Consider the following 24834-nt stretch of genomic DNA (forward strand, 5'->3'; position numbering starts at 1 on the left):
CCGCCCGCTCCCCAGGAGCCGGCGGCCTGGCTTCATTCTCTACGTTGACTCAAAGCGACCGAGACCATGACAGCGGACACCGCTATTTATATTCCGCCTTACAAGGCTGACGACCAGGATGTGGTCGTCGAACTGCACAACCGTTTTGGCGCTGACGCCTTCGTCGCCCAAGAGACCCGCACCGGCATGCCGGTACTGTGGGTCAACCGTGCCCAGCTCAAAGATGTACTTTCTTTCCTGCGCAACGTCGCCAAACCGTACAGCATGCTGTACGACCTGCACGGCGTCGACGAGCGCCTGCGCACCCAGCGCCGCGGCCTGCCTGCCGCCGACTTCAGCGTGTTCTACCACCTGTTGTCGGTCGAGCGTAACAGCGACGTGATGATCAAGGTGTCGCTGAGCGAAGGCGACCTGAACCTGCCGTCCGTGACCAGCATCTGGCCGAACGCCAACTGGTACGAGCGTGAAGTCTGGGACATGTTCGGCATCGACTTCGCCGGTCACCCGCACCTGTCGCGCATCCTGATGCCGCCGACCTGGGAAGGTCACCCGCTGCGCAAGGACTTTCCGGCTCGCGCCACCGAGTTCGATCCCTACTCGCTGAACCTCGCCAAGCAACAGCTTGAAGAAGAGTCGGCGCGCTTCAACCCCGAGGCCTGGGGCATGAAACGCCAGGGCGCCAACGAGGACTACATGTTCCTCAACCTCGGCCCCAACCACCCTTCTGCCCACGGTGCCTTCCGTATCGTCTTGCAACTGGACGGCGAAGAAATCGTCGACTGCGTCCCCGACATCGGCTACCACCACCGTGGTGCCGAGAAGATGGCCGAACGTCAGTCCTGGCACAGCTTCATTCCCTACACCGACCGTATCGACTACCTCGGCGGGGTAATGAACAACCTGCCGTACGTACTCGCGGTCGAGAAGCTGGCCGGTATCCAGGTGCCGCAGAAAGTCGACGTGATTCGCATCATGCTCGCCGAATTCTTCCGGATCACCAGCCACCTGCTGTTCCTGGGTACCTACATCCAGGACGTCGGCGCCATGACCCCGGTGTTCTTCACCTTCACCGACCGCCAGCGTGCCTACACCGTGATCGAGGCGATCACCGGTTTCCGCCTGCACCCGGCCTGGTACCGCATCGGCGGCGTCGCCCACGACCTGCCGCGCGGCTGGGACAAGCTGGTCAAGGATTTCGTCGAATGGCTGCCCAAGCGCCTGGACGAATACACCAAGGCCGCCCTGCAGAACAGCATCCTCAAGGGCCGTACCATCGGCGTTGCCGCATACAACACCAAGGAAGCGCTGGAGTGGGGTACCACCGGTGCCGGCCTGCGCGCCACCGGTTGCGACTTCGACCTGCGCAAAGCCCGCCCCTACTCCGGCTACGAGAACTTCGAGTTCGAAGTACCGCTGGCCCACAACGGCGATGCCTACGATCGCTGCATGGTCCGTGTCGAGGAGATGCGCCAGAGTATCCGCATCATCGACCAGTGCCTGCGCAACATGCCGGAAGGCCCGTACAAGGCGGATCACCCGCTGACCACGCCGCCACCGAAAGAGCGCACCCTGCAGCACATCGAGACCCTCATCACCCACTTCCTGCAAGTCTCGTGGGGCCCGGTCATGCCGGCCAACGAGTCGTTCCAGATGATCGAGGCGACCAAGGGCATCAACAGTTACTACCTGACGAGCGATGGCGGCACCATGAGCTACCGCACCCGGATCCGCACACCCAGCTATCCGCACCTGCAGCAGATCCCTTCGGTGATCAAAGGCAGCATGGTCGCGGACCTGATCGCGTACCTGGGCAGTATCGACTTCGTTATGGCTGACGTGGACCGCTAAGCATGAACAGCACGCTTATCCAAACCGACCGTTTCGCCCTGAGCGAAACCGAGCGCTCGGCCATCGAGCACGAGATGCACCACTACGAAGACCCGCGCGCGGCGTCCATCGAAGCCTTGAAAATCGTACAGAAGGAACGCGGCTGGGTGCCGGACGGCGCCATCTACGCAATCGGCGAAGTGCTGGGCATTCCTGCCAGCGACGTCGAGGGCGTGGCCACCTTCTACAGCCAGATCTTCCGCCAGCCGGTCGGTCGCCACATCATTCGCGTGTGCGACAGCATGGTCTGCTATATCGGCGGCCATGAATCGGTTGTCAGTCAGATCCAGAGCGAGCTGGGCATCGGCCTGGGCCAGACCACCGCCGATGGCCGCTTCACCCTGCTGCCGGTGTGCTGCCTGGGCAACTGCGACAAGGCCCCGGCGCTGATGATCGACGACGACACCTTTGGCGACGTGCAGCCTGCCGGCGTCTCCAAACTGCTGGAGGGTTACGTATGACCATCACTTCCTTCGGCCCGGCCAACCGCATCGCGCGCTCGGCTGAAACCCACCCGCTGACCTGGCGCCTGCGTGACGACGGCGAGCCAGTGTGGCTGACCGAGTACGAGTCCAAGAACGGCTATGCCGCGGCCCGCAAGGCCCTGGCCGACATGTCCGCCGACGACATCGTGCAAAGCGTCAAGGACTCCGGCCTCAAGGGCCGCGGCGGCGCAGGCTTTCCCACTGGCGTGAAGTGGGGCCTGATGCCCAAAGACGAATCCATGAACATCCGCTACCTGCTGTGCAACGCGGACGAAATGGAGCCCAACACCTGGAAAGACCGCATGCTGATGGAGCAACAGCCCCATCTGCTGGTCGAGGGCATGCTGATCAGCGCCCGCGCGCTGAAGGCCTACCGTGGCTACATCTTCCTGCGCGGCGAGTACACCACGGCAGCGAAGAACCTCAACCGTGCCATCGAGGAAGCCAAGGCCGCTGGCCTGCTGGGCAAGAACATCCTCGGTTCCGGTTTCGACTTCGAACTGTTCGTGCACACTGGTGCCGGGCGCTACATCTGCGGTGAAGAAACCGCACTGATCAACTCGCTCGAAGGCCGTCGCGCCAACCCGCGCTCCAAGCCGCCCTTCCCTGCCGCCGTCGGCGTGTGGGGCAAGCCGACCTGCGTGAACAACGTCGAAACCCTGTGCAACGTCCCGGCCATCGTCGCCAACGGCAACGACTGGTACAAGTCGCTGGCCCGCGAAGGCAGCGAAGACCACGGCACCAAACTGATGGGCTTCTCCGGCAAGGTGAAAAACCCGGGCCTGTGGGAACTGCCTTTCGGCGTGACCGCCCGCGAGCTGTTCGAAGACTACGCCGGCGGCATGCGCGACGGCTTCAAGCTCAAGTGCTGGCAGCCAGGTGGTGCCGGTACCGGTTTCCTGCTGCCGGAACACCTGGACGCACAGATGTACGCCGGTGGTATCGCCAAGGTCGGCACCCGTATGGGTACTGGCCTGGCGATGGCGGTCGACGACAGCATCAACATGGTCTCGCTGCTGCGCAACATGGAAGAGTTCTTCGCCCGCGAATCGTGCGGCTGGTGCACCCCATGCCGCGACGGCCTGCCATGGAGCGTGAAGATGCTGCGCGCCCTGGAGAAAGGCCAAGGCCGCGCCGAAGACATCGAGACCCTGCTGGGTCTGGTCAACTTCCTCGGCCCAGGCCGCACCTTCTGTGCTCACGCACCGGGTGCCGTGGAGCCGCTGGGCAGTGCCATCAAATACTTCCGGTCCGAGTTCGAGGCCGGTGTCGCGCCCGCGAGTGCTGCCGACACCCTGCGCCCGAATCTGGCCAAGCCGATTGTGGTCGGCGCATAACAAGATGAATCGCGGGTGGTCCGTGCCACCCGCCAGCTTGCAGGCCGGCCCGAACCATTCGCGGCCGGCCGCAAGCTCACCGATTTCCATTAGCCACGCCTGCTCACGCGGGCCAACGAAGAACTTTGAACCATGGCCACTATCCACGTAGACGGCAAAGCGCTCGAAGTCAACGGTGCAGACAACCTGTTACAGGCCTGTCTGTCGCTCGGCCTCGACATCCCTTATTTCTGCTGGCACCCGGCGCTCGGTAGCGTCGGCGCCTGCCGGCAATGTGCGGTCAAGCAGTACACCGACGAGAACGACACCCGTGGTCGCATCGTCATGTCCTGCATGACCCCTGCCTCCGACGGCACCTGGATCTCCATCGACGATGACGAGTCGAAGGCGTTCCGTGCCAGCGTCGTCGAATGGCTGATGACCAACCACCCGCACGACTGCCCGGTGTGCGAGGAAGGTGGTCACTGCCATCTGCAGGACATGACGGTAATGACCGGCCACAACGAGCGCCGCTACCGTTTCACCAAGCGTACCCACCAGAACCAGGACCTCGGCCCGTTCATCGCCCACGAGATGAACCGCTGCATCGCCTGCTACCGCTGCGTGCGCTACTACAAGGACTACGCAGGCGGCACCGACCTGGGTGTCTACGGCGCCCACGACAACGTGTACTTCGGTCGCGTTGAAGATGGCGTGCTGGAGAGCGAGTTCTCCGGCAACCTCACCGAGGTCTGCCCAACCGGCGTATTCACCGACAAGACCCACTCCGAGCGCTACAACCGCAAGTGGGACATGCAGTTCGCCCCGAGCATCTGCCACGGCTGCTCCAGCGGCTGCAACATCAGCCCCGGTGAGCGCTACGGCGAACTGCGCCGCATCGAGAACCGCTTCAACGGCTCGGTGAACCAGTACTTCCTGTGCGACCGTGGCCGCTTCGGCTATGGCTACGTCAACCGCAGCGACCGCCCACGCCAGCCGCTGCTGGCCGATGGCAGCAAGCTGGGCCTCGACGCCGCGCTGGACAAGGCCGCTGACCTGCTGCGCGGCCGTACCATCGTCGGCATCGGCTCGCCACGCGCCAGCCTCGAGAGCAACTACGGCCTGCGCGAGCTGGTCGGCGCCGACTACTTCTACTCGGGTATGGAAGCCGGTGAGCTGAGCCGCGTGCGCCTGGTGCTGGACGTGCTGAACAACAGCCCGCTGCCAGTCCCGACCCTGCGCGACATCGAAGACCACGACGCCGTGTTCGTACTCGGCGAAGACCTCACGCAAACCGCCGCCCGCGTCGCCCTGGCTGTGCGCCAGGCCACCAAGGGCAAGGCCGAGGCCATGGCCGAAGGCATGAAAGTGCAGCCTTGGCTCGATGCAGCCGTGAAGAACATCGGTCAGCACGCGCTGTACCCGCTGTTCATTGCCTCGCTGGCCGAGACCAAGCTCGACGACGTCGCCGAGGAATGTGTGCGCGCAGCCCCTGCCGACCTCGCCCGCCTGGGCTTCGCCGTGGCCCACGCCATCGACCCGAGCGCCCCCGCCGTCGAAGGCCTGGACGCCGAAGCGAAGGCAATGGCCCAGCGCATCGCCGACGCTCTGGTGGCCGCCAAGCGCCCACTGGTGGTTGCCGGTACTTCGCTGGCTGACGCCGCACTGATCGAAGCCGCCGCCAACATCGCCAAGGCCCTCAAGCTGCGCGAGAAGAACGGCTCACTGAGCCTGGTGGTACCTGAGGCCAACAGCCTTGGCATGGCCATGATGGGCGGTGACTCCGTCGATGCTGCGCTGGACGCCGTCATCACCGGCAAGGCCGACGCCATCGTCGTGCTGGAGAACGACCTGTACGCCCGCGTAGCGGCCGCCAAGGTCGATGCTGCGCTCGCCGCCGCAAAAGTGGTGATCGTCGCCGACCACTCCAAGACCGCCACCAGCGACCGCGCCGACCTGGTCCTGCCTGCGGCGTCCTTCGCCGAAGGCGACGGCACCCTGGTCAGCCAGGAAGGCCGCGCCCAGCGCTTCTTCCAGGTGTTCGACCCGCAGTACCTGGACAGCAGCATCCAGATCCACGAAGGCTGGCGCTGGATGCACGCCCTGCGTGCCACCCTGCTGAACAAGCCGGTCGACTGGACCCAACTGGACCACGTCACCAGCGCCTGCGCCAACGCCGCACCGCAACTGGCCGGCATAGTCAACGCAGCGCCAAGCGCCGCGTTCCGCATCAAGGGCTTGAAGCTTGCCCGTGAGCCGCTGCGCTACTCGGGCCGCACCGCCATGCGCGCCAACATCAGCGTCCATGAGCCGCGCACCCCGCAGGACAAGGACACCGCGTTCGCCTTCTCGATGGAAGGCTACTCGGGCTCGGCCGAACCGCGCCAGCAAGTGCCATTCGCCTGGTCGCCGGGCTGGAACTCGCCGCAAGCCTGGAACAAGTTCCAGGATGAAGTCGGTGGCCACCTGCGTGCCGGTGACCCTGGCGTGCGCCTGATCGAATCGCAAGGCGATCGCCTGAACTGGTTCAACACTATCCCTGGCGCCTTCAACCCGGCGCGCGGCACCTGGACTGCCGTACCCTTCTTCCACCTGTTCGGCAGCGAGGAGAACTCTTCGCGCGCGGCACCGGTGCAGGAGCGTATCCCGGCGGCCTACGTGGGCCTTGCCAAGTCCGAAGCCGACCGTCTGGGCGTAAACGACGGCGCGCTGCTGAGCCTGAACGTCGCGGGCGTTTCGCTGCGCCTGCCGCTGCGCATCAATGAAGAACTGGGCGCTGGCCTGGTTGCGTTGCCCAAAGGCCTGGCCGGCATTCCGCCTGCCATCTTCGGTGCATCCGTCGAAGGCCTGCAGGAGGCAGCACAATGAGCTGGTTCACCCCCGAAGTGATCGATGTGATTCTCACCGTCGTGCGGGCCATCGTGGTTCTGCTGGCGGTGGTGGTCTGCGGCGCGCTGCTGAGCTTCGTCGAACGTCGTCTGCTGGGCTGGTGGCAGGACCGTTATGGTCCGAACCGCGTCGGCCCGTTCGGCATGTTCCAGATCGCTGCCGACATGCTGAAGATGTTCTTCAAGGAAGACTGGAACCCACCCTTCGTCGACCGCATGATCTTCACCCTGGCACCGGTGGTGGCGATGAGCGCCCTGCTGATCGCCTTCGTGGTCATCCCGATCACCCCGGTATGGGGCGTCGCCGACCTGAACATCGGCCTGCTGTTCTTCTTCGCCATGGCCGGTCTGTCGGTCTACGCCGTGCTGTTCGCCGGCTGGTCGTCGAATAACAAGTACGCCCTGCTCGGCAGCCTGCGGGCCTCGGCGCAGACCGTGTCGTACGAGGTGTTCCTGGGCCTGGCGCTGATGGGCGTGGTGGTACAGGTGGGCTCGTTCAACATGCGCGACATCGTTGAATACCAGGCCCAGAACCTGTGGTTCATCATTCCGCAGTTCTTCGGCTTCTGCACCTTCTTCATCGCTGGCGTCGCCGTGACTCACCGTCACCCGTTCGACCAGCCGGAAGCGGAACAGGAACTGGCCGACGGCTACCACATCGAATATGCCGGCATGAAATGGGGCATGTTCTTCGTCGGTGAGTACATCGGCATCATCCTGGTCTCGGCACTGCTGGTAACCCTGTTCTTCGGTGGCTGGCACGGCCCGTTCGGCCTGCTGCCGCAAGTACCGTTCCTGTGGTTCGCGCTGAAGACCGCGTTCTTCATCATGCTGTTCATCCTGCTGCGCGCCTCGATCCCGCGCCCGCGCTATGACCAGGTGATGGACTTCAGCTGGAAGTTCTGCCTGCCGCTGACCCTGATCAATTTGCTGGTGACCGCTGCGATCGTGCTCTACAACACGCCAGCCGTCGCGGCCCAGTGAGGATTTGACCCATGTTCAAGTATATCGGCGACATCGTTAAGGGCACCGGCACTCAGCTGCGCAGCCTGGTGATGGTGTTCTCCCACGGGTTCCGCAAGCGCGACACCCTGCAATACCCCGAAGAGCCCGTGTACCTGCCGCCACGCTATCGCGGCCGCATCGTCCTCACCCGCGACCCCGACGGCGAGGAGCGCTGCGTAGCGTGCAACCTCTGCGCGGTGGCCTGCCCGGTCGGCTGCATCTCGCTGCAGAAAGCCGAGACCGAGGACGGCCGTTGGTACCCGGAGTTCTTCCGCATCAACTTCTCGCGCTGCATCTTCTGTGGCCTGTGTGAAGAGGCGTGCCCGACCACCGCGATCCAGCTGACTCCGGATTTCGAAATGGCCGAGTTCAAGCGTCAGGACCTGGTGTACGAGAAAGAAGATCTGCTGATCTCCGGCCCCGGCAAGAACCCTGACTACAACTTCTACCGTGTTGCGGGTATGGCCATCGCTGGCAAGCCGAAAGGCTCTGCGCAGAACGAAGCCGAGCCGATCAACGTGAAGAGCTTGCTCCCATAAGGACAGAAAGATGGAATTCGCTTTCTACTTCGCATCCGGGATCGCCGTGGTCTCCACCCTTCGGGTGGTGACCGGCACAAACCCCGTGCACGCCCTGCTCTACCTGATCATTTCGCTGATCTCCGTGGCGATGATCTTCTTCTCCCTGGGTGCGCCGTTCGCCGGCGCCCTGGAAGTGATCGCCTACGCTGGCGCCATCATGGTGCTGTTCGTCTTCGTGGTGATGATGCTCAACCTGGGGCCGGCCTCGGTCGCCCAGGAACGTGGCTGGCTCAAGCCGGGCATCTGGGCAGGGCCGGTGATCCTCGCCGCCCTGCTGCTGCTGGAACTGCTGTACGTGCTGTTCGCCAATCCGAGCGGCGCTGCCATCAGCGGTACCACGGTTGACGCCAAGGCCGTCGGCATCAGCCTGTTCGGCCCCTACCTGCTGGTGGTCGAACTGGCCTCGATGCTGCTGCTGGCTGCGGCCGTCACCGCCTTCCACCTGGGCCGCAACGAGGCGAAGGAGTAAATCATGGGTGCTATCCCTCTCGAGCATGGTCTGGCGGTCGCCGGCATCCTGTTCTGCTTAGGTCTGGTCGGCCTGATGGTCCGCCGCAACATCCTCTTCGTACTCATGAGCCTGGAAGTCATGATGAACGCCGCAGCCCTGGCGTTCATCGTCGCCGGTGCCCGTTGGGTCCAACCCGACGGTCAGGTGATGTTCATTCTGGTGATCAGCCTGGCAGCCGCCGAGGCCAGCATTGGCCTGGCAATCCTGCTGCAGCTGTATCGCCGCTTCCACACTCTCGACATCGATGCTGCCAGTGAGATGCGCGGATGAACCTTCTCTTCCTGACTTTCGTCTTTCCCCTGATCGGCTTCCTGCTGCTGTCGTTCTCGCGCGGGCGGTTCTCGGAGAACCTGTCCGCCCTGATCGGTGTCGGTTCGGTCGGCCTCTCGGCCGCGACCGCCGCCTACGTGATCTGGCAGTTCAACGTCGCCCCGCCTGAGGGCGGTGCGTACAGCCAACTGCTGTGGCAGTGGATGTCGGTGGACGGCTTCGCGCCGAACTTCACCCTGTACCTGGACGGCCTGTCGGTCACCATGCTCGGCGTGGTCACCGGCGTAGGCTTCCTGATCCACCTGTTCGCTTCCTGGTACATGCGTGGCGAAGCCGGTTACTCGCGCTTCTTCTCGTACACCAACCTGTTCATCGCCAGCATGCTGTTCCTGATCCTGGGCGATAACCTGCTGTTCATCTACTTCGGCTGGGAAGGTGTGGGCCTGTGCTCCTACCTGTTGATCGGTTTCTACTACAGCAACCGCAACAACGGTAACGCGGCACTGAAGGCCTTCATCGTCACCCGTATCGGTGACGTGTTCATGGCCATCGGCCTGTTCATCCTGTTCGCCCAGCTGGGCACGCTGAACGTCCAGGAACTGCTGGTGCTGGCACCGCAGAAATTCCAGGCGGGCGACACCTGGATGGTGCTGGCCACCCTGATGCTGCTCGGTGGTGCGGTCGGTAAATCGGCCCAGCTGCCGCTGCAGACCTGGCTGGCCGACGCGATGGCTGGCCCGACCCCGGTTTCGGCACTGATCCACGCCGCGACCATGGTCACCGCAGGCGTCTACCTTATCGCCCGTACCCACGGCCTGTTCACCCTGGCGCCGGACATCCTGCACCTGGTTGGCGTAGTGGGTGGCATCACCCTGGTACTGGCCGGTTTCGCCGCACTGGTACAGACCGACATCAAGCGTATCCTCGCCTACTCCACCATGAGCCAGATCGGCTACATGTTCCTCGCCCTGGGCGTTGGCGCATGGGATGCGGCGATCTTCCACCTGATGACCCACGCCTTCTTCAAAGCCCTGCTGTTCCTTGCCTCCGGTGCGGTGATCGTTGCCTGCCACCATGAGCAGAACATCTTCAAGATGGGCGGCCTTTGGAAGAAACTGCCACTGGCCTACGCCAGCTTCGTGGTCGGTGGTGCTGCCCTGGCCGCCCTGCCGATCCTGACCGTCGGCTTCTACTCCAAGGACGAGATCCTCTGGGAAGCCTTCGCCAGCGGCAACACCAACCTGCTCTACGCAGGCCTGGTCGGTGCGTTCATGACCTCGCTGTACACCTTCCGCCTGATCTTCATCGCCTTCCACGGCGAAGCGAAGACCGAGGCCCACGCTGGCCACGGCATCAGCCACTGGCTGCCGCTGGGCGTGCTGATCGTGCTGTCGACCTTCGTCGGCGCCTGGATCCACCCGCCGCTGGCAGGCGTGCTGCCTGAAAGCGCCGGCCACGCCGGTGGCGAAGCCAAGCATTCGCTGGAGATCGCCTCGGGCGCCATCGCCATCGCCGGTATCCTGCTCGCTGCAGTGCTGTTCCTGGGCAAGCGTCGCCTGGTCACCGCGATCGCCAACAGCAGCATCGGTCGCGTCCTGTCGGCCTGGTGGTTCGCCGCCTGGGGCTTCGACTGGATCTACGACAAGCTGTTCGTCAAACCTTACCTGCTGATCAGCCACATCCTGCGCAAGGACCCGGTTGACCGCGGTATCGGCCTGATTCCTCGCATGGCTCGCGGCGGCCACGTCGCCATGAGCAAGACCGAGACCGGTCAGCTGCGCTGGTACACCGCCTCTATCGCCGTAGGTGCCGTGCTCGTGCTCGGCGCTGTGGTAGTGGCCGCGGTATGACCATGAATATTGCGAACCTCGCGAACCTTGCGACTCTGCGAAAGGAAACGAACCCGTCATGATTCTGCCTTGGCTGATCCTGATCCCCTTCATCGGCGGCTTCCTGTGCTGGCTGGGTGAGCGCTTCGGCGCCACCCTGCCACGCTGGATCGCGCTGCTGACCATGTCCCTGCTGCTCGGTATCGGCCTGTGGCTGTGGGGCACCGGTGACTACACCCTCGCCCCCGCTCCGGGCGCCGAACCTGCCTGGGCTGTGGAATACAAAGTCCAGTGGATCCAGCGCTTCGGCATCAGCGTCCACCTGGCCCTGGACGGCCTGTCGCTGCTGATGATCCTGCTCACCGGCCTGCTCGGTGTGCTCTCGGTGCTGTGCTCGTGGAAAGAGATCCAGCGCCACGTCGGCTTCTTCCACCTCAACCTGATGTGGATCCTCGGCGGCGTGGTCGGTGTGTTCCTGGCGCTGGACCTGTTCCTGTTCTTCTTCTTCTGGGAAATGATGCTGGTGCCGATGTACTTCCTCATCGCGCTCTGGGGTCACAGCTCGGCAGATGGCAAGAAGACGCGGATCTACGCGGCGACCAAGTTCTTCATCTTCACCCAGGCCAGCGGCCTGATCATGCTGGTGGCGATCCTTGGCCTGGTGCTGGTCAACTACAACGCCACCGGGGTGATCACTTTCAACTACAGCGACCTGCTCAAGGCACAGCTGCCGCCAGGTGTCGAATACCTGCTGATGCTGGGCTTCTTCATCGCCTTCGCGGTCAAGCTGCCAGTGGTTCCGTTCCACTCCTGGCTGCCTGACGCCCACGCCCAGGCGCCGACTGCAGGTTCCGTCGACCTCGCCGGCATCCTGCTGAAGACTGCGGCCTACGGCCTGCTGCGCTTCGCCCTGCCGCTGTTCCCGAACGCCTCGGCCGAGTTCGCGCCGATCGCCATGACCCTGGGCCTGATCGGTATCTTCTACGGTGCCTTCCTGGCCTTCGCACAAACCGACATCAAGCGCCTGATCGCCTTCTCCAGCGTCTCGCACATGGGCTTCGTGCTGATCGGTATCTATTCCGGCAGCCAGCAAGCCCTGCAGGGCGCGGTGATCCAGATGCTGGCCCACGGCCTGTCGGCTGCGGCGCTGTTCATCCTGTCCGGCCAGCTGTACGAGCGTCTGCACACCCGTGACATGCGCCAGATGGGTGGCCTGTGGCACCGCATCGCGTATCTGCCAGCCATCAGCCTGTTCTTCGCCGCCGCGTCGCTGGGCCTTCCGGGCACCGGCAACTTCGTCGGCGAGTTCCTGATTCTGATCGGCAGCTTCGCCCACGTGCCTTGGATCACCGTGATCGCCACCACCGGCCTCGTGTTCGGTTCGGTCTACTCGCTGATCATGATCCACCGCGCCTACTTCGGTCCGGCCAAGGCCGACACCGTGCTGGCCGGCATGGACGGACGCGAACTGATCATGGTGCTGGGCCTGGCGGTGCTGCTGATCGTGCTGGGCGTCTACCCGCAGCCGTTCCTCGACACCTCTGCCGCCACCATGAGCGGTGTGCAGCAGTGGCTCGGTTCCGCTTTCACTCAACTCGCTTCGGCCCGGTAAGAGCGCTATGGAATTCACCACTCAACACTTCATCGCATTGGCGCCGATGCTGATCACCACCATCACCACGGTGGTGGTGATGCTGGCGATCGCCTGGAAGCGCAACCACTCGCAGACCTTCCTGCTGTCCACCGTGGGCCTGAACCTGGCCCTGCTGTCGATCCTGCCGGCACTGAAAGTCGCACCGCTGGCGGTCACCTCGCTGGTGACCATCGACAAGTTCGCCTGCCTGTACATGGCGATCATCCTGGTGGCCACCCTGGCCTGCGTCACCCTTGCCCACGCCTACCTGGGCGAAGGCTCCAAGGGCTTCCCAGGCAACCGTGAAGAACTCTACCTGCTGCTGCTGATGTCGGCGCTCGGTGGCCTGGTGCTGGTCAGCGCCAACCACCTGGCGGGCCTGTTCATCGGCCTGGAGCTGCTGTCGGTGCCGGTCTACGGCCTGGTAGCCTATGCGTTCTTCAACAAGCGTTCGCTGGAAGCCGGCATCAAGTACATGGTGCTTTCGGCTGCAGGTTCGGCCTTCCTGCTGTTCGGCATGGCCCTGCTCTACGCCGATGCCGGCGCCCTGACCTTCGACCAGTTGGGCAAGGCCCTGGCAGCCACCAGCATGCCAAGTCTGCTGGCACAGCTGGGCCTGGGCATGATGCTGGTAGGCCTGGCCTTCAAGCTGTCGCTCGTGCCTTTCCACTTGTGGACTCCGGACGTGTACGAAGGTGCTCCGGCACCGGTCGCCGCCTTCCTGGCCACCGCCAGCAAGGTTGCGGTGTTCGCCGTGGTCGTGCGCCTGTTCATGCTCTCCCCTGCCGCCAGCAGTGGCGTGCTGAGCACCGTACTGGCGGTGATCGCCGTCGCCTCGATCCTGGTCGGTAACCTGCTGGCGCTGACCCAGAGCAACCTCAAGCGTCTGCTGGGTTACTCGTCCATCGCCCACTTCGGTTACCTGGTCATCGCCCTGGTGGCGAGCAAGGGCCTGGCACTGGAGGCCATGGGCGTGTACCTGGTCACCTACGTGATCACCAGCCTGGGCGCCTTCGGCGTGATCACCCTGATGTCCTCGCCGTACGCCGGCCGTGACGCCGACGCGCTGTACGAGTACCGCGGCCTGTTCTGGCGCCGTCCGTACCTGACCGCGGTACTGACCGTGATGATGCTGTCGCTGGCCGGTATCCCGCTGACCGCAGGCTTCATCGGCAAGTTCTACATCATCGCCACTGGCGTCGAGTCGCACCTGTGGTGGCTGGTCGGTGCACTGGTGATCGGTAGCGCCATCGGCGTGTACTACTACCTGCGGGTCATGGTGACCCTGTACCTGGTAGAACCGAACCTGCGTCGTCACGATGCTCCGCTGAAGTGGGAACAGCGTACCGGTGGCGTGATGCTGCTGGCCGTTGCGATCCTGGCCTTCGTGCTGGGTGTCTACCCGCAGCCGTTGCTGGAACTGGTTCAGCAGGCTGGCCTGCACCTGGTAGGCTGATTCGTTCTGCGCTGCATCAAGACACCCCGCCTCGGCGGGGTGTCTTGTTTCTGGCACCGGCAAAACCGGCCAGCGCCTTCAACCACAACGGGCACGGTCCCACGCCGGGCACTGAGCTCGGTGCAGGTTCAACGCGGTATTGATGATGCCGATGTGGCTGAACGCCTGCGGAAAATTCCCCAGCATCCGCTGGCCGAGCGGATCGTACTGCTCGGCCAGCAAGCCCACGTCATTGCACAGCCCGGTCAGGCGGTCATACAACGCCTGCGCCTGTTCCTGGCGCCCCAACAGCACATACACATCAGCCAACCAGAACGAACACACCAGGAAAGTCCCCTCCCCCGGCGTCAGGCCATCGCTGCAACTGTCGCTGTCGTAACGCAGCAACAAACCATTTTTCAGCAGGCGACGTTCGATCTGTTCCAGTGTCCGCAAGAAACGCGGATCCTCCGCCGGCAGAAAACCGGTCAGGGCAATGTGCAGAAGACTGGCGTCGAGCTCGTCTGAACCATAGGCCTGCACGAAGTACTGCCCACCAGCATCCAGCCCTTGCTCGCACACCTCTCGGTGAATCTGCTCGGCCACCTGACGATAGTGCCGCCCCCGCTCGCGATCCTCCTCGGTGGTTTCAGCCAGCCTCGCCGCGCGGTCGAACGCAACCCAGGCCATCACCTTCGAATGCACGAACTGCTGACGACCGCCACGCACCTCCCAGATACCTTCGTCGGGCTCGCGCCAGATGCGCTCCACATACGGCATGATCAGCCGGGCGATTGCGGCACTGCGAGGGTGACGAGGCAGCCCGCCCTTGATCGCCTGGGCCATGGCATCGGCCACCTCACCATAGATATCCAGCTGGCGCTGCCCGGAGGCGGCGTTGCCGATGCGCACCGGGCTCGAGCGTTCATAGCCGGCCAGCCAGGGCAAGGTGAACTCGCCCAGGTCGCGCTCGCCTGCCAGGCCATACATGATCTGCATCTGCTCCGGGTTGCCGGCCACCGAGCGCAGCAACCATTCGCGCCAGGCCTGCGCTTCATCGAAATACCCCAGGTTCATGAACGCCAGCAGGGTCATGGTGGCGTCCCGCAACCAGCAATAGCGATAGTCCCAATTGCGTTCACCCCCGATGCGCTCGGGCAACGAAGTGGTGGCCGCAGCGACGATCCCGCCGGTGGGCGCATAGGTGAGCGCCTTGAGGGTCAACAGCGAGCGACGCACCTGGGCACTGTGCGGCCCTACGTCGGGGCAGCGTGCAGCGAAGTCCTGCCAGTGCGCCAGGGTGTCGGCCAGCGCCTGATCGGCGTCGAAATCCGGTGTGTCGGGCAGGTGCGAGGGTTGATGACGCAAGGCGAACACATGGCGCTCGCCTGCGCCCACATGAAAACGGCAGACGCTGTGATGGTCCATCGCATGCAGCCCGACCGTGCTGCGCAGGATCAGCCGGTCGGGGCCGGCAACGGCACTGAGGGTCAGTGGATCGAGCCGCTCCACCCAGGGGACACTGCGGCCATAGTCGAAGCGCAGCACCAGATCGAGTTCGAATCGGGTTTCTCCCGAGAGGCCTTCGACGATACGCAGCACGGCGTTTGGTTCACCCAGGGGCATGCAGTCGAGTACCCGGGCACGACCACTGGCAGTGGTCCAGGTGGTTTCCAGGACCAGGGTATCGCCCAGGTACTGCCGACTGCACTGCTCCACCGAGTCGCTGGGCGCCAGGCGCCAGCGACCATTCTCTTCATTGCCGAGCAACGCGGCGAACACCGCAGGGTCGTCGAAACGGGGCAGGCACAACCAGTCGATCGAACCATCGCGGCTGACCAGGGCTGCGCTGCGGCAGTTGCCAAGCAGGGCATAGTCTTCGATGTGCGCGGGCATTGGAGCTCCTTGGATTGAGGCTTGGGTTCGCTCTGTTGTTTGTGACCACAACCGAGCACGCTTTGCGCCCCTCGCCCGAATCCTGCAGTACATCAACGACGTCGCCCGCCTGGCCTGCTACTGTTCTCCCCAGCCCCAACCCGTGAAGGATCACCCTGCCCCATGTCTTCAGACCTGCTCCTGGTCCTCGGCCTGCTCGCCATCGTCGTCACCCTGTTCATCCTCAATCGCCCCCGCATGGATGTGGTTGCGCTGCTGGTGATCCTGTTTCTGCCGCTGTCCGGCATCCTCACCGTCGAGCAGGCCCTGGCCGGCTTCAGCGATCCCAACGTGGTGCTCATCGCCGCATTGTTCGTGATCGGCGAAGGCCTGGTGCGCACCGGTATCGCCTACCGCATCGGCGACTGGATGAGCGAGCGCGCTGGCAACAGCGAGGCCCGCTTGCTGGTGCTGTTGATGGTCGCGGTCGCCGGGCTTGGCTCGGTCATGAGTTCGACTGGGGTGGTGGCGATCTTCATCCCGGTGGTGCTCAGCATCGCCGCGCGCCTCAAGTGCTCACCGAGCCGCCTGATGATGCCGCTGAGCTTCGCCGGCCTGATCAGCGGCATGCTCAGCCTGGTGGCGACGCCACCGAACGTGGTGGTGCACAGCGAGCTGGTGCGCCACGGGCTGGAAGGCTTCAATTTCTTCAGTTTCACCCCGTTCGGCCTGGTCATACTGGTCCTGGGTGTGGGCTACATGCTGCTGACCCGCCACTGGCTCAACGGCGAAGTGCGCAAGGACGGTCGTAGCGAAAGCCGCCGCACCCTGCTCGACCTGGTACTGGACTACAAACTCAGCGGTCGCGAGCGGCGGCTGCGCATCCGCCCACATTCGCCACTGATCGGCCATACCCTAGGCGAGCTCGAGTTGCGTACCCGCCATGGCGCCAATGTGGTCGGCATCGAGCGCCAGCACAAATTCACCACCCGGGTGATCGCCGCCGACTCCGGCACCCTGCTGCAACAGGGCGATGTGCTGCTGCTCGACCTGTTCGCCAATCGCGACGACCTGCGCAGCCTGTGCCAGACCATGCAACTGGAACCCCTGCACTTCAAGGCGGCCTACTTCATCGATCAATCACAGGAAGTGGGCATGGCCGAGATCTCGCTGCCGCCCGGCTCGCAACTGATCGGCAAGACTATCCTGGAGCTGGCCTTTCGCAGCCGCTACGGCCTCAATGTGGTCGGCCTGCGCCGCGAGCAGAGCGCCGTCGAAGCACAACTGGTGGAGGAGAAACTGCGCCTGGGCGACACCCTGCTGGTCATCGGCCCCTGGAAAGCCGTGCGCCAGTTGCAAAGCCAGCCGCGCGACTTTCTGGTGCTGAGCCTGCCAGCCGAAATCGATCAGGTCGCCCCTGCCCGCACCCGTGCTCCCCAAGCCCTGCTGAGCCTGGCGGTGATGGTCGGGCTGATGGTCAGCGGCCTGGTACCCAATGTCCTCGCTGCGCTGATCGGCTGCCTGTTGATGGGCGCCGGGCGCTGTATCGACATGAACAGCGCCTACCGCGCGATCCATTGGCAAAGCCTGGTACTGATCGTCGGCATGCTGCCCTTCGCCCTGGCGCTGCAGAAGACCGGCGGTATCGACCTGGCCGTGACCGGGCTGGTCGGCCTGCTCGGCGGTGCCGGCCCGAAGGCCATCCTTGCCTGCCTGTTCGCCCTCACCGCCGTGATCGGGCTGTTCATCTCCAACACGGCAACGGCAGTACTCATGGCCCCGGTTGCGATCAGCACGGCGCAGCAACTGGGCATGTCGCCGTATCCCTTCGCCATGACCGTGGCCCTGGCCGCCTCGGCAGCATTCATGACGCCGGTGTCCTCACCGGTCAACACCCTGGTGCTCGGCCCTGGCCAGTACCGCTTCGCCGATTTCGTCAAGGTCGGTGTGCCCTTCACCCTGCTGGTGATGGTGGTGACCGTGGTGATGGTGCCCTGGTTCTTCGGATTGCAGTGACCAGGATGTTTACCTGTAGCAAACGTGAAATATCAGGGAGGATCGGCGCAAATTAATATCCAATTGACATCAATTCGCTTCCTGAACCACACTGCGATCTATCTGTCCCAGGTGTTAGCTGCAGTCGTCCTGGATTACTTTTGCGCTTGTCGGTCGAGCCCATGGTGTTTTCAGCCCAGTCGCGCCTGCTGCCTCCCTTGATCCTGTTCGGTCTGACCTTCGCCCTGACGCTGGGCGGTATCCTGGCCCGACCGATCGAGTCCCTGTCGCTGTTCTGGCCGGTCAATGCCGTGTTGGCCGGGATGCTGCTGCGCCACCCCCGCCAGGGCAGCATCCTGGGCATCGCCCTGATGTACCTGGCGATGGTCAGTGCCGACCTGATCTGTGGCAGCGAGTGGCGCCCCGCCCTGTGGTTCAACCTGTGCAACGTCGGTGCGATCGTCACCCTCTGGCGTCTGCTGGCGCACTTGCCCCGCCCCCATCGGCGACTGCGTACACCCCATGGCGTGCTCCGCGTATTCGCTGCCTGTGCCGCAGGGGCCGTGGTGGCTGCAAGCCTCGCATGCGTCATGGCCGCCCCCTGGTTCGATCAGTCATTGCGCACCACCTGGCTGGCCTGGTTCAGCGAACAGTTCTCCACCAGCGTACTCGTGTTGCCAATCATGCTCACCGCGCCGTCGCTACCGGCACTACTGCGCAGCGGAGGACAGCCTGTGCGACTGGCACCCTTGCTGGTGCTGCTGGCTTCGCTGGTGCTCAGTATCGTTTTCGGCGGCCCTGGCGCAATCGCCTTCCCCATTTCTGCGCTGCTGTGGTGCGCCCTGAGCTATTCCCCTTTTCTGCTCTCGCTGCTGACGCTGACAGCAGGCAGCACCCTCATCGTTGCCGTGGCCCAGAACCTGATGCATTTCAGCGTGCCGCAGAGTGAGCCGGGCGTCACGGCACTGATGTCGGCTCGCCTGGGCATCGCCATGCTGGTGCTCGGGCCGCTGGTAGTGGCCTGTGTCAGCAATGCCAACCGCGCCCTGCTGTCGCGCCTGGCGCACCAGGCGACCATCGATCACCTGACCGGCGCCCTGACCCGCAGCGCCTTCACCCGCCAGGCCAACGCCCTGCTGGAAGGCCGGCAGCAGCATGCCCAGGCGCTGCCGCTGACCTTGATGATGCTCGATATCGACTACTTCAAGGCGATCAATGACCGCCATGGCCACGCGGTCGGCGACCACGTCCTGCGCCAATGTGCCAGTGCATTGCAGGAACAATTGCACGACGGCGAACTGTTCGCTCGCCTGGGTGGCGAGGAATTCGTCATCGTCGTTCCGGGGCTCGCGCCCGAACAGGCTGCGTTCACTGCCGAGCGTCTGCGCCGCGCCGTGCAGGACCTGCAGATGGTGCAGGGTGAGACGCAGCTGCGGATCACCGTGAGCATCGGTGTCAGTGGCTGCAACGACAGCCAGCCGACAGCCGACCTTGATGCCTTGCTCGCCGATGCCGACCAGGCGCTGTATCGCGCCAAGGCCCATGGCCGCAATCGTGTCGAGCAGGCCCAGCGCCAGGTGGTCTGAGTCAGCCGATCAGATCCCAGGAAAGCTTGGCGATCAGCACGCACAGCAGTACCAGGAACAGGCCCCGCACGAACCCTGCCCCTTTGCGTACCGCCAACCAGGTGCCCGTCAGAGCCCCCAGGATGTTGAACACCGCCATCGGCAATGCAATGGCCCACAGCACGTTACCCGAGGGAATGAAGAACACCAGTGCGGCCAGATTGGTGGCGATGTTCACCAGCTTGGCCGACGCCGAGGCGTGGAGAAAATCCAGGGCGAAAAAGCGGATGAACAGGAAGATCAGGAAGCTGCCCGTTCCAGGGCCGAACAGACCGTCATAGAAACCAATGGCACCGCCGATCAGTATCGCCAGGCACTGCTCCTTGCGGCCGATTCGCGTCGGCGTGTGCAAGGCCCCGAAATCTTTCTTGCAGAAGGTGTAGATCGCCATCAACACGATCAGCACCAGCACCGCCGGGCGCATCACGCTGGGAGGCACCAACGACACGGTCGCGGCCCCTGCGAACGACATGACAAAGGCACTGGCCATCGCCGGCACGATCAGCCCCCAGTCGAGTCTGACCTTGCGAATGAACGAGCGCGCGGCGAAGGCCGTGCCGCACACCGACGCGAACTTGTTGGTGCCCAACAGCGCCGCCGGTTGAGCACCGGGCAGCACATTGAACAGCGCAGGAATCTGAATCAGCCCGCCACCGCCGACCGCAGCATCGATCAATCCGGCAGCGAACGCGAACAGGGACAACAGGACGATATCCGTCATTTGAGAAGTTCCAGGCAGGGAAAGCGTGCCCAAAGCCTAATCAAACGGCCGCACCTGTGTTGAAATGCCATATTGCACAAACCGCAATGAGGAACCCGCCATGGCATTGGATATGCTGCGCGAAATACAGGCTTTCGTCAGCGTCGCCCACAAGCGCAGCTTCGTTGCCGCCGCCCGCGCCCTGGGGCGCTCACCCAGCGCCGTAACCCGCGCAGTGCAGGCGCTCGAGGACAACGCTGGCACCCGCCTGCTCAATCGCAGTGCCAACGCCGTGACCTTGACCGAAGCCGGTGAGCACTTGCTGCCCCACGCACAGCGCTTGCTGGAGGTGCAACGTGATGCCGCCGATGAGCTGGCGGCGCTGAGCGGTTCGGCACAGGGCTGGATCCGCTTCGCAGTGCCCGAGCTGCTGGCCCAGAAGGTACTGCCGGCGGTGCTCGCCGAATTCTCCCAACGTCACCCCCAGGTCACCCTGGACGTGCAGTTCGGCGATCAGGCCCTCGACCCGGTGCAAGGCAAGTTCGATTTCGTGGTGCGCGGTGCCTTTCCCCAGTCGAGCGAACTGATCGGCTATCCACTGTGGAACTACCGCCGCCACCTGTACGCCAGCCCGGCGTACCTGCAGCAACACGGCTTGCCACTGGAACCCGAGGAGTTGGGCGGCCATGCGCTGATCCTGCACACCGCTCCCCGCATCCTCAAGGCTTGGCATTTCTACCGCGACGGCCAGATCACCAGCCTGCGACCACGTCCGCGCCTGCGCCTGTCCGCAGGCACTGCGGTGTACCAGAGCGCGCTGGCCGGTGCCGGCATCGCCCGTCTCGCCGACTGGCTGGGCGAGCCGCAAGTGCAGGCCGGGCGCTTGCTGCGGGTATGCCCGGCGTATCACCTGACCTCCAGCAGCGGCCAGGATCCGCAGATGCATGCGCTCTACCCGCCTGGCGAACAACCGGCTCGGGTACGTGAACTGCTGCAGGCGCTACGACGCGCGCGTCCCTGACCCCCGGACAGCACTGTACAAATTCTGCTCAATTTAACAAAGGCCGCTTCGTTACTGGCTTGTAGCGTTTTATCCACAGACCTACCCACGTTTTTTGTGGACAGAATTCCGAGTCCAGTTAACGACTTATCGCACACGCAATAGTGCAGCATTCGCTAGCCTGACCAATTCGATCCACTCGCCAACGTTGATCGCCCCGGCACGCTCGAGTTGCTCGGCACAGACCAGTGCCTGCTCGTAATCCCGTTCGCTGGCGATACCGGTGCCGACGAACCTCTCCCGCCACTCCAGCATCGCTGCAGTGCCCTTCTTGCTTTCCATGTACGACTCCGAGGCAGGTGGGCTGCCGTCAAGCCCAAAAACTCCAGACGCCCCACGCTCGGGGGCCGAAAACGGCCGCGGGAGATTACACGAACGGTTATCAAGTGAGAATAAATATCAAGAAGAAGCCGACAGACAGTCGATGAGCGGCGTGGCAGGAGGTAAAACGCATCGAGCCCGTCTCACAGGTAGACGGGCTCGGGGAAGTTGGACGGGATATTTCAGCCCGGTGGGATGGTACCCAGCAAGCCGATCAGGATCGTCAGCATCAGGAAACCACCCAGGAACAACGCAAGCTTGCCCATTGGAACCTCGACAAAGTGGGGACTGAACGGCAGAGCTGCCCGCCAGGGATGCGGTGCAGCTGCGCTTGCCCGGCGCATACCGCTTCGTACGGCTGGGCTTGAGGGGCATTGTCAGGCCTTGGCTGATACGGTTACAGATTCAGGTTGCCGTAAAAAAAGCATATCAGATGGGTCGTTCAGTCCAGCCGTCGCAACTTCTCCTGCGGCAACCACCCCAGTTCACCGTTGCGCTGTCGCCGACACCAGAGCCAGCCGTTCAAGCGCCGCAGCCCCACCACCTCGTGCCCAGGATCGACGTCCAGCTCATGGGCCGAATACGACTCCAGTGCCCGCCCCTGGCCGACACCCAGGCACTCGATCAACTGCCCCGGCACCCAGCCTGGCTCGTGCCCCTCACAGCTGCACAGATACCAGTCCTGCCAGTCTTCCTCACCCTCGTAACGTTGCCCGATCTGCAACAACGTCCCTCGGGCGAAGCGAATGGGTCGAGGGTATTCACTGCGATGGCTTTCGATCACCACGTATTTCATATCCCGCTCCCTGGCTTCAGAAGAATCAATCCTGGCAGCCGCTCAGAGGCTCATGACCATTTCATGCCAGGCCATGCCACCGTGATCGGAACTGGAAGGTTTCACGTACTGGTATCCCATCTTTTCGTACAACCCTACATGCTGGTCCTTGCACATCAGGTGAATGGTCTTCTTGCCGCGTTCGCGCATCTGCTCGATGAAGCGCGTCATCAGTTGCCCGGCGTAACCGCGCCCCTGAAACGCCGGATCGACCACCACCGACATGATCACCACGTTTGGCGCCTGGGCATCGTGCCCAACCAGCTCCTTGAACGCCTCATCGGACATCACCACTTCGTGAGCACAGCCACTGTTGATGAAACCCACCACCTGGCCGTCCTGCTCCAGCACCAGAAAGCCCTCCGGGTACTGGGCGATGCGCGTGGCAATCTTCTCCCGCGTGGCCGCTTCGTCGCCTTCATAGGCAGTGGTTTCGATGTGATAGCAGCGGTCCACATCCGAAGGCGTGGCGGGGCGGAAAACAGGCGTATTCATGGGGTAGGTCCGTGTCTCGGTAAACAGAGGACGACATCCTAACCGGAGCGGCTCGGCTTCGCACCGCGATCACACGTCACACCCTGCTTAACCGAGCATTACCTGTGCGGCACGCTTTGTCTGTTGGCCTGGGAGGATGTAGACCTGTCCGCTGATACCGTCGAGATCCCGCGGGCACGGTGGCTGGCCAGTACAAGGCGACCAAGACCCGGCGCTCGACACGCACGGTCAAGCTGCTTGCCCCAGCTCTGCGTGCTCTATAGGCGCAAGTGCAGTTCACCATGAATCTGCCGGCGGAGCTGATCGAGGTTATCGATCGAGACAATCGGACTGTGCGCGAACAGCGCGTGCGGTTCGTCTTCCGCAACACCGCCACAAACGAGCCGTAGCGCGCATCGGACGAGCTGCGACACGGATGGTGGATCACGCACCTGGAAAAAACAGGCGTGCACCAGCGCGGACCAAAACCTGCCGGCACGCGGTCGCCAGCCAGATGCTGAGCAGCGGCATTCATTCGAAGTGTATCCCTGAATTAGGGATAGCCTTGACACTGAACTCATTCTTGACGGTAAACAAGCGGATTGGCCACGGTAGGACTTCCCCAGCACGGACAAAGCTCCTGCGACGCTAATCTCCTACCCGGACGCTTATCGTCTCTCGCAAACACTGAATGAATACCGCCTCCTGAAGATAGGCCACATTCAACCGGGTCCACCCGGTCACGGCTTTCTGGTTGGTCTGGAAAATCGCCCCCGGCGCCAGCATCACGCCCCTGCCCTGCACTTCACGGGTCAACACGGCGGTATCATCGATACCCGGAAAACGCGCCCACAAGTACAAGCTCTGTTCCGGCCGGCAGAACACCTCGGCGCCGAGCTCATCCAGCACCCGCAACCCGCCTGCGGTGGCCTCCCGCACCCGGTCCTGCAGGCGCATCAGGTGGCGCAGGAAGTGCCCTTCGCTGAGGATCACATCCGCCGTGCGCTCGCACAGTTCAGAGCAACTGGTGTGCAGCATCATCTGCAGGTCAGCCAGCTCGTCGATGGCCTCCTTGCTGCCGGCGATATAGCCCACGCGCAAGGCCGCCGACACCGACTTGGAGAAGCTGCCGATGTATAGCGAGCGGCGCAGCTGGTCGAGCGCCGCCACCTTCAGCGCCGAGCTGGGCTTGAAGTCGGCCAGCGCATCGTCCTCGACCAGCAGCAGGTTGTTCCGCTCGGCCAGTTGCAGCAGACGGTGGGCCTTGGCCGGGGAGATATCCGAGCCGGTGGGGTTGTGACACACCGACTGGATGAAGAACAGCTTGGGCCGTTCGACACGCAGCATAGCTTCCAATACGTCCATGTCCGGGCCGTCCGCCAGGCGCGGCACGCTAAGCAACCGTGCGCCATGCAACTGCAACTTACCGAACAGCGGGTAGTAACCCGGGTTTTCCACCAACACTGCATCTCCCGGCACCACGAAGCGGCGGATGATCAGGTCCAGCGCATGGTTGGAGCCGTGGGTAGTCACAATCTGCCGGGGCGTGGCATTGATGGCGTAGCTGGCCAGCTTGCGCACCAGGCTCTGGCGCAGCCCCGGGTTACCCAGCCGGTTGCCATAGCGGAACAGGTTGCCGGCGCCGCTGCGCATCGCCTGCCGGGTAAATTTGTCGAGGCGCATGTCCTGCAGCCAGGTCACTGGCGCAAAGCCCTCGCCCAGCGGCGCCAACCCGGGCTCGCGAACAAACTGCTGCCGCATCATCCAGATGGTGTCCATGGCCCGGGTATAGGGCCGCGTTTCATCCACTTCGGCAGCCTGTGCCTGTGCCTCAACGAAAAAGCCCTGGCCGTGGCGCGCCTCCACCAGCCCCTTGGATGCAAGGATCTCGTAGGCGGTGATCACCGTGTTCTTCGAATACCCGTGCAAGCGCACGTATTCACGTAGCGATGGCAGGCGGTCGCCAACCTTGAGCACGCCGCTGCGGATCTGCTGCTCGACCGCATCGGCAACCTGTTGGGCAAGGGTGACACGGGTCATCGGCGGGTTCCTTGGCTGCATTGGGTACAGACTGGGTACTGTTGGGCAAAACTGTACCTTCAACAAAGG

At 63.6% G+C, this 24834-nt stretch carries 20 protein-coding genes; 14 read left to right on the forward strand and 6 right to left on the reverse strand.

From position 1 onward, the window contains the following. The first annotated feature begins 66 nt into the window (after positions 1-66). The 11 genes from nuoC to nuoN all read left to right on the forward strand — a co-directional run bounded on the left by nuoC (position 67) and on the right by nuoN (position 13861). Entirely contained in the window at positions 67-1848 is a 1782-nt protein-coding gene (nuoC, locus tag HU748_RS25115) for an NADH-quinone oxidoreductase subunit C/D (RefSeq protein WP_186669780.1), read from the forward strand. A gap of 2 nt (positions 1849-1850) precedes the next feature. Continuing rightward, positions 1851-2348 (forward strand): NADH-quinone oxidoreductase subunit NuoE, encoded by a 498-nt coding sequence (nuoE, locus tag HU748_RS25120; RefSeq protein WP_012313767.1) that lies wholly within the window; start codon positions 1851-1853, stop codon positions 2346-2348. Beyond that, positions 2345-3709, forward strand: coding sequence for an NADH-quinone oxidoreductase subunit NuoF (gene nuoF / locus HU748_RS25125; protein WP_186669782.1), 1365 nt, complete (start codon positions 2345-2347; stop codon positions 3707-3709). The genes nuoE and nuoF overlap by 4 nt, the downstream gene beginning before the upstream one ends. Positions 3710-3841: 132 nt before the next feature. Continuing rightward, on the forward strand, positions 3842-6556 hold the full coding sequence (nuoG, locus tag HU748_RS25130; protein ID WP_186722394.1) for an NADH-quinone oxidoreductase subunit NuoG: 2715 nt from the start codon (positions 3842-3844) through the stop codon (positions 6554-6556). After that, on the forward strand, positions 6553-7560 hold the full coding sequence (gene nuoH, locus HU748_RS25135) for an NADH-quinone oxidoreductase subunit NuoH (RefSeq protein ID WP_186669786.1): 1008 nt from the start codon (positions 6553-6555) through the stop codon (positions 7558-7560). The genes nuoG and nuoH overlap by 4 nt, the downstream gene beginning before the upstream one ends. An 11-nt stretch (positions 7561-7571) precedes the next feature. Further along, positions 7572-8120: an NADH-quinone oxidoreductase subunit NuoI gene (gene nuoI / locus HU748_RS25140; RefSeq protein WP_011534620.1), complete on the forward strand. Its 549-nt coding sequence runs from the start codon at positions 7572-7574 to the stop codon at positions 8118-8120. Between the two features lie 10 nt (positions 8121-8130). Then, on the forward strand, positions 8131-8631 hold the full coding sequence (gene nuoJ / locus HU748_RS25145; RefSeq protein ID WP_054892700.1) for an NADH-quinone oxidoreductase subunit J: 501 nt from the start codon (positions 8131-8133) through the stop codon (positions 8629-8631). A gap of 3 nt (positions 8632-8634) precedes the next feature. Next, positions 8635-8943 (forward strand): NADH-quinone oxidoreductase subunit NuoK, encoded by a 309-nt coding sequence (nuoK, locus tag HU748_RS25150; RefSeq protein WP_023631349.1) that lies wholly within the window; start codon positions 8635-8637, stop codon positions 8941-8943. After that, positions 8940-10793, forward strand: a complete 1854-nt coding sequence (nuoL, locus tag HU748_RS25155) for an NADH-quinone oxidoreductase subunit L (protein WP_054892699.1) — start codon at positions 8940-8942, stop codon at positions 10791-10793. The genes nuoK and nuoL overlap by 4 nt, the downstream gene beginning before the upstream one ends. Before the next feature lie 58 nt (positions 10794-10851). Next, entirely contained in the window at positions 10852-12384 is a 1533-nt protein-coding gene (gene nuoM, locus HU748_RS25160; RefSeq protein ID WP_186722396.1) for an NADH-quinone oxidoreductase subunit M, read from the forward strand. Between the two features lie 7 nt (positions 12385-12391). Further along, a complete protein-coding gene (gene nuoN / locus HU748_RS25165) occupies positions 12392-13861 on the forward strand; it encodes an NADH-quinone oxidoreductase subunit NuoN (protein ID WP_054892697.1) in 1470 nt (489 codons plus the stop codon). A 78-nt stretch (positions 13862-13939) separates the two neighbouring features. Here nuoN and HU748_RS25170 read toward each other — a convergent pair whose 3' ends face one another. Next, positions 13940-15736, reverse strand: coding sequence for a glycoside hydrolase family 15 protein (locus tag HU748_RS25170; protein ID WP_186722397.1), 1797 nt, complete (start codon positions 15734-15736; stop codon positions 13940-13942). Positions 15737-15898: 162 nt separating this feature from the next. Here HU748_RS25170 and HU748_RS25175 point away from each other — a divergent pair, with 162 nt between their 5' ends. After that, positions 15899-17731 carry an SLC13 family permease gene (locus tag HU748_RS25175; protein WP_186722398.1) on the forward strand — a complete coding sequence of 611 codons (1833 nt, stop codon included), beginning with the start codon at positions 15899-15901 and terminating at the stop codon, positions 17729-17731. A 146-nt stretch (positions 17732-17877) separates the two neighbouring features. Beyond that, positions 17878-19296 (forward strand): GGDEF domain-containing protein, encoded by a 1419-nt coding sequence (locus HU748_RS25180; protein ID WP_186708672.1) that lies wholly within the window; start codon positions 17878-17880, stop codon positions 19294-19296. Between the two features lies 1 nt (position 19297). Here the strand turns inward: HU748_RS25180 and HU748_RS25185 are convergent, their stop codons facing one another. Next, positions 19298-20056, reverse strand: a complete 759-nt coding sequence (locus HU748_RS25185) for a TSUP family transporter (protein WP_186708658.1) — start codon at positions 20054-20056, stop codon at positions 19298-19300. A gap of 100 nt (positions 20057-20156) precedes the next feature. Here HU748_RS25185 and HU748_RS25190 point away from each other — a divergent pair, with 100 nt between their 5' ends. Next, a complete protein-coding gene (locus HU748_RS25190) occupies positions 20157-21056 on the forward strand; it encodes a LysR family transcriptional regulator (RefSeq protein ID WP_186669798.1) in 900 nt (299 codons plus the stop codon). A 126-nt stretch (positions 21057-21182) separates the two neighbouring features. On the opposite strand, the gene HU748_RS25195 is transcribed toward HU748_RS25190, so the two are convergent. The 4 genes from HU748_RS25195 to HU748_RS25210 all read right to left on the reverse strand — a co-directional run bounded on the left by HU748_RS25195 (position 21183) and on the right by HU748_RS25210 (position 24765). Continuing rightward, entirely contained in the window at positions 21183-21377 is a 195-nt protein-coding gene (locus tag HU748_RS25195) for a hypothetical protein (RefSeq protein WP_186669800.1), read from the reverse strand. A gap of 481 nt (positions 21378-21858) precedes the next feature. After that, entirely contained in the window at positions 21859-22212 is a 354-nt protein-coding gene (locus HU748_RS25200) for an SH3 domain-containing protein (protein ID WP_186669802.1), read from the reverse strand. Positions 22213-22254: 42 nt separating this feature from the next. Beyond that, complete coding sequence (locus tag HU748_RS25205) at positions 22255-22746, reverse strand: GNAT family N-acetyltransferase (RefSeq protein WP_186722399.1); 492 nt, start codon at positions 22744-22746, stop codon at positions 22255-22257. Between the two features lie 627 nt (positions 22747-23373). After that, positions 23374-24765: a PLP-dependent aminotransferase family protein gene (locus tag HU748_RS25210; RefSeq protein ID WP_186722400.1), complete on the reverse strand. Its 1392-nt coding sequence runs from the start codon at positions 24763-24765 to the stop codon at positions 23374-23376. Positions 24766-24834 lie beyond the last annotated feature (69 nt).

The sequence above is a fragment of the Pseudomonas sp. RW3S2 genome (genome assembly GCF_014268955.1).
Classification (GTDB): domain Bacteria; phylum Pseudomonadota; class Gammaproteobacteria; order Pseudomonadales; family Pseudomonadaceae; genus Aquipseudomonas; species Aquipseudomonas wayambapalatensis.

Coding starts and splice junctions, on each gene's coding strand:
- nuoC (WP_186669780.1), top strand. CDS start 67: ATGACAGCGGACACCGCTATTTATATTCCGCCTTACAAGGCTGACGAC.
- nuoM (WP_186722396.1), top strand. CDS start 10,852: ATGATTCTGCCTTGGCTGATCCTGATCCCCTTCATCGGCGGCTTCCTG.
- nuoL (WP_054892699.1), top strand. CDS start 8,940: ATGAACCTTCTCTTCCTGACTTTCGTCTTTCCCCTGATCGGCTTCCTG.
- nuoF (WP_186669782.1), top strand. CDS start 2,345: ATGACCATCACTTCCTTCGGCCCGGCCAACCGCATCGCGCGCTCGGCT.
- HU748_RS25195 (WP_186669800.1), bottom strand. CDS start 21,377: ATGGAAAGCAAGAAGGGCACTGCAGCGATGCTGGAGTGGCGGGAGAGG.
- nuoE (WP_012313767.1), top strand. CDS start 1,851: ATGAACAGCACGCTTATCCAAACCGACCGTTTCGCCCTGAGCGAAACC.
- HU748_RS25205 (WP_186722399.1), bottom strand. CDS start 22,746: ATGAATACGCCTGTTTTCCGCCCCGCCACGCCTTCGGATGTGGACCGC.
- HU748_RS25200 (WP_186669802.1), bottom strand. CDS start 22,212: ATGAAATACGTGGTGATCGAAAGCCATCGCAGTGAATACCCTCGACCC.
- HU748_RS25185 (WP_186708658.1), bottom strand. CDS start 20,056: ATGACGGATATCGTCCTGTTGTCCCTGTTCGCGTTCGCTGCCGGATTG.
- nuoG (WP_186722394.1), top strand. CDS start 3,842: ATGGCCACTATCCACGTAGACGGCAAAGCGCTCGAAGTCAACGGTGCA.
- HU748_RS25190 (WP_186669798.1), top strand. CDS start 20,157: ATGGCATTGGATATGCTGCGCGAAATACAGGCTTTCGTCAGCGTCGCC.
- HU748_RS25170 (WP_186722397.1), bottom strand. CDS start 15,736: ATGCCCGCGCACATCGAAGACTATGCCCTGCTTGGCAACTGCCGCAGC.
- HU748_RS25210 (WP_186722400.1), bottom strand. CDS start 24,765: ATGACCCGTGTCACCCTTGCCCAACAGGTTGCCGATGCGGTCGAGCAG.
- nuoJ (WP_054892700.1), top strand. CDS start 8,131: ATGGAATTCGCTTTCTACTTCGCATCCGGGATCGCCGTGGTCTCCACC.
- nuoI (WP_011534620.1), top strand. CDS start 7,572: ATGTTCAAGTATATCGGCGACATCGTTAAGGGCACCGGCACTCAGCTG.
- HU748_RS25175 (WP_186722398.1), top strand. CDS start 15,899: ATGTCTTCAGACCTGCTCCTGGTCCTCGGCCTGCTCGCCATCGTCGTC.
- nuoH (WP_186669786.1), top strand. CDS start 6,553: ATGAGCTGGTTCACCCCCGAAGTGATCGATGTGATTCTCACCGTCGTG.
- nuoN (WP_054892697.1), top strand. CDS start 12,392: ATGGAATTCACCACTCAACACTTCATCGCATTGGCGCCGATGCTGATC.
- nuoK (WP_023631349.1), top strand. CDS start 8,635: ATGGGTGCTATCCCTCTCGAGCATGGTCTGGCGGTCGCCGGCATCCTG.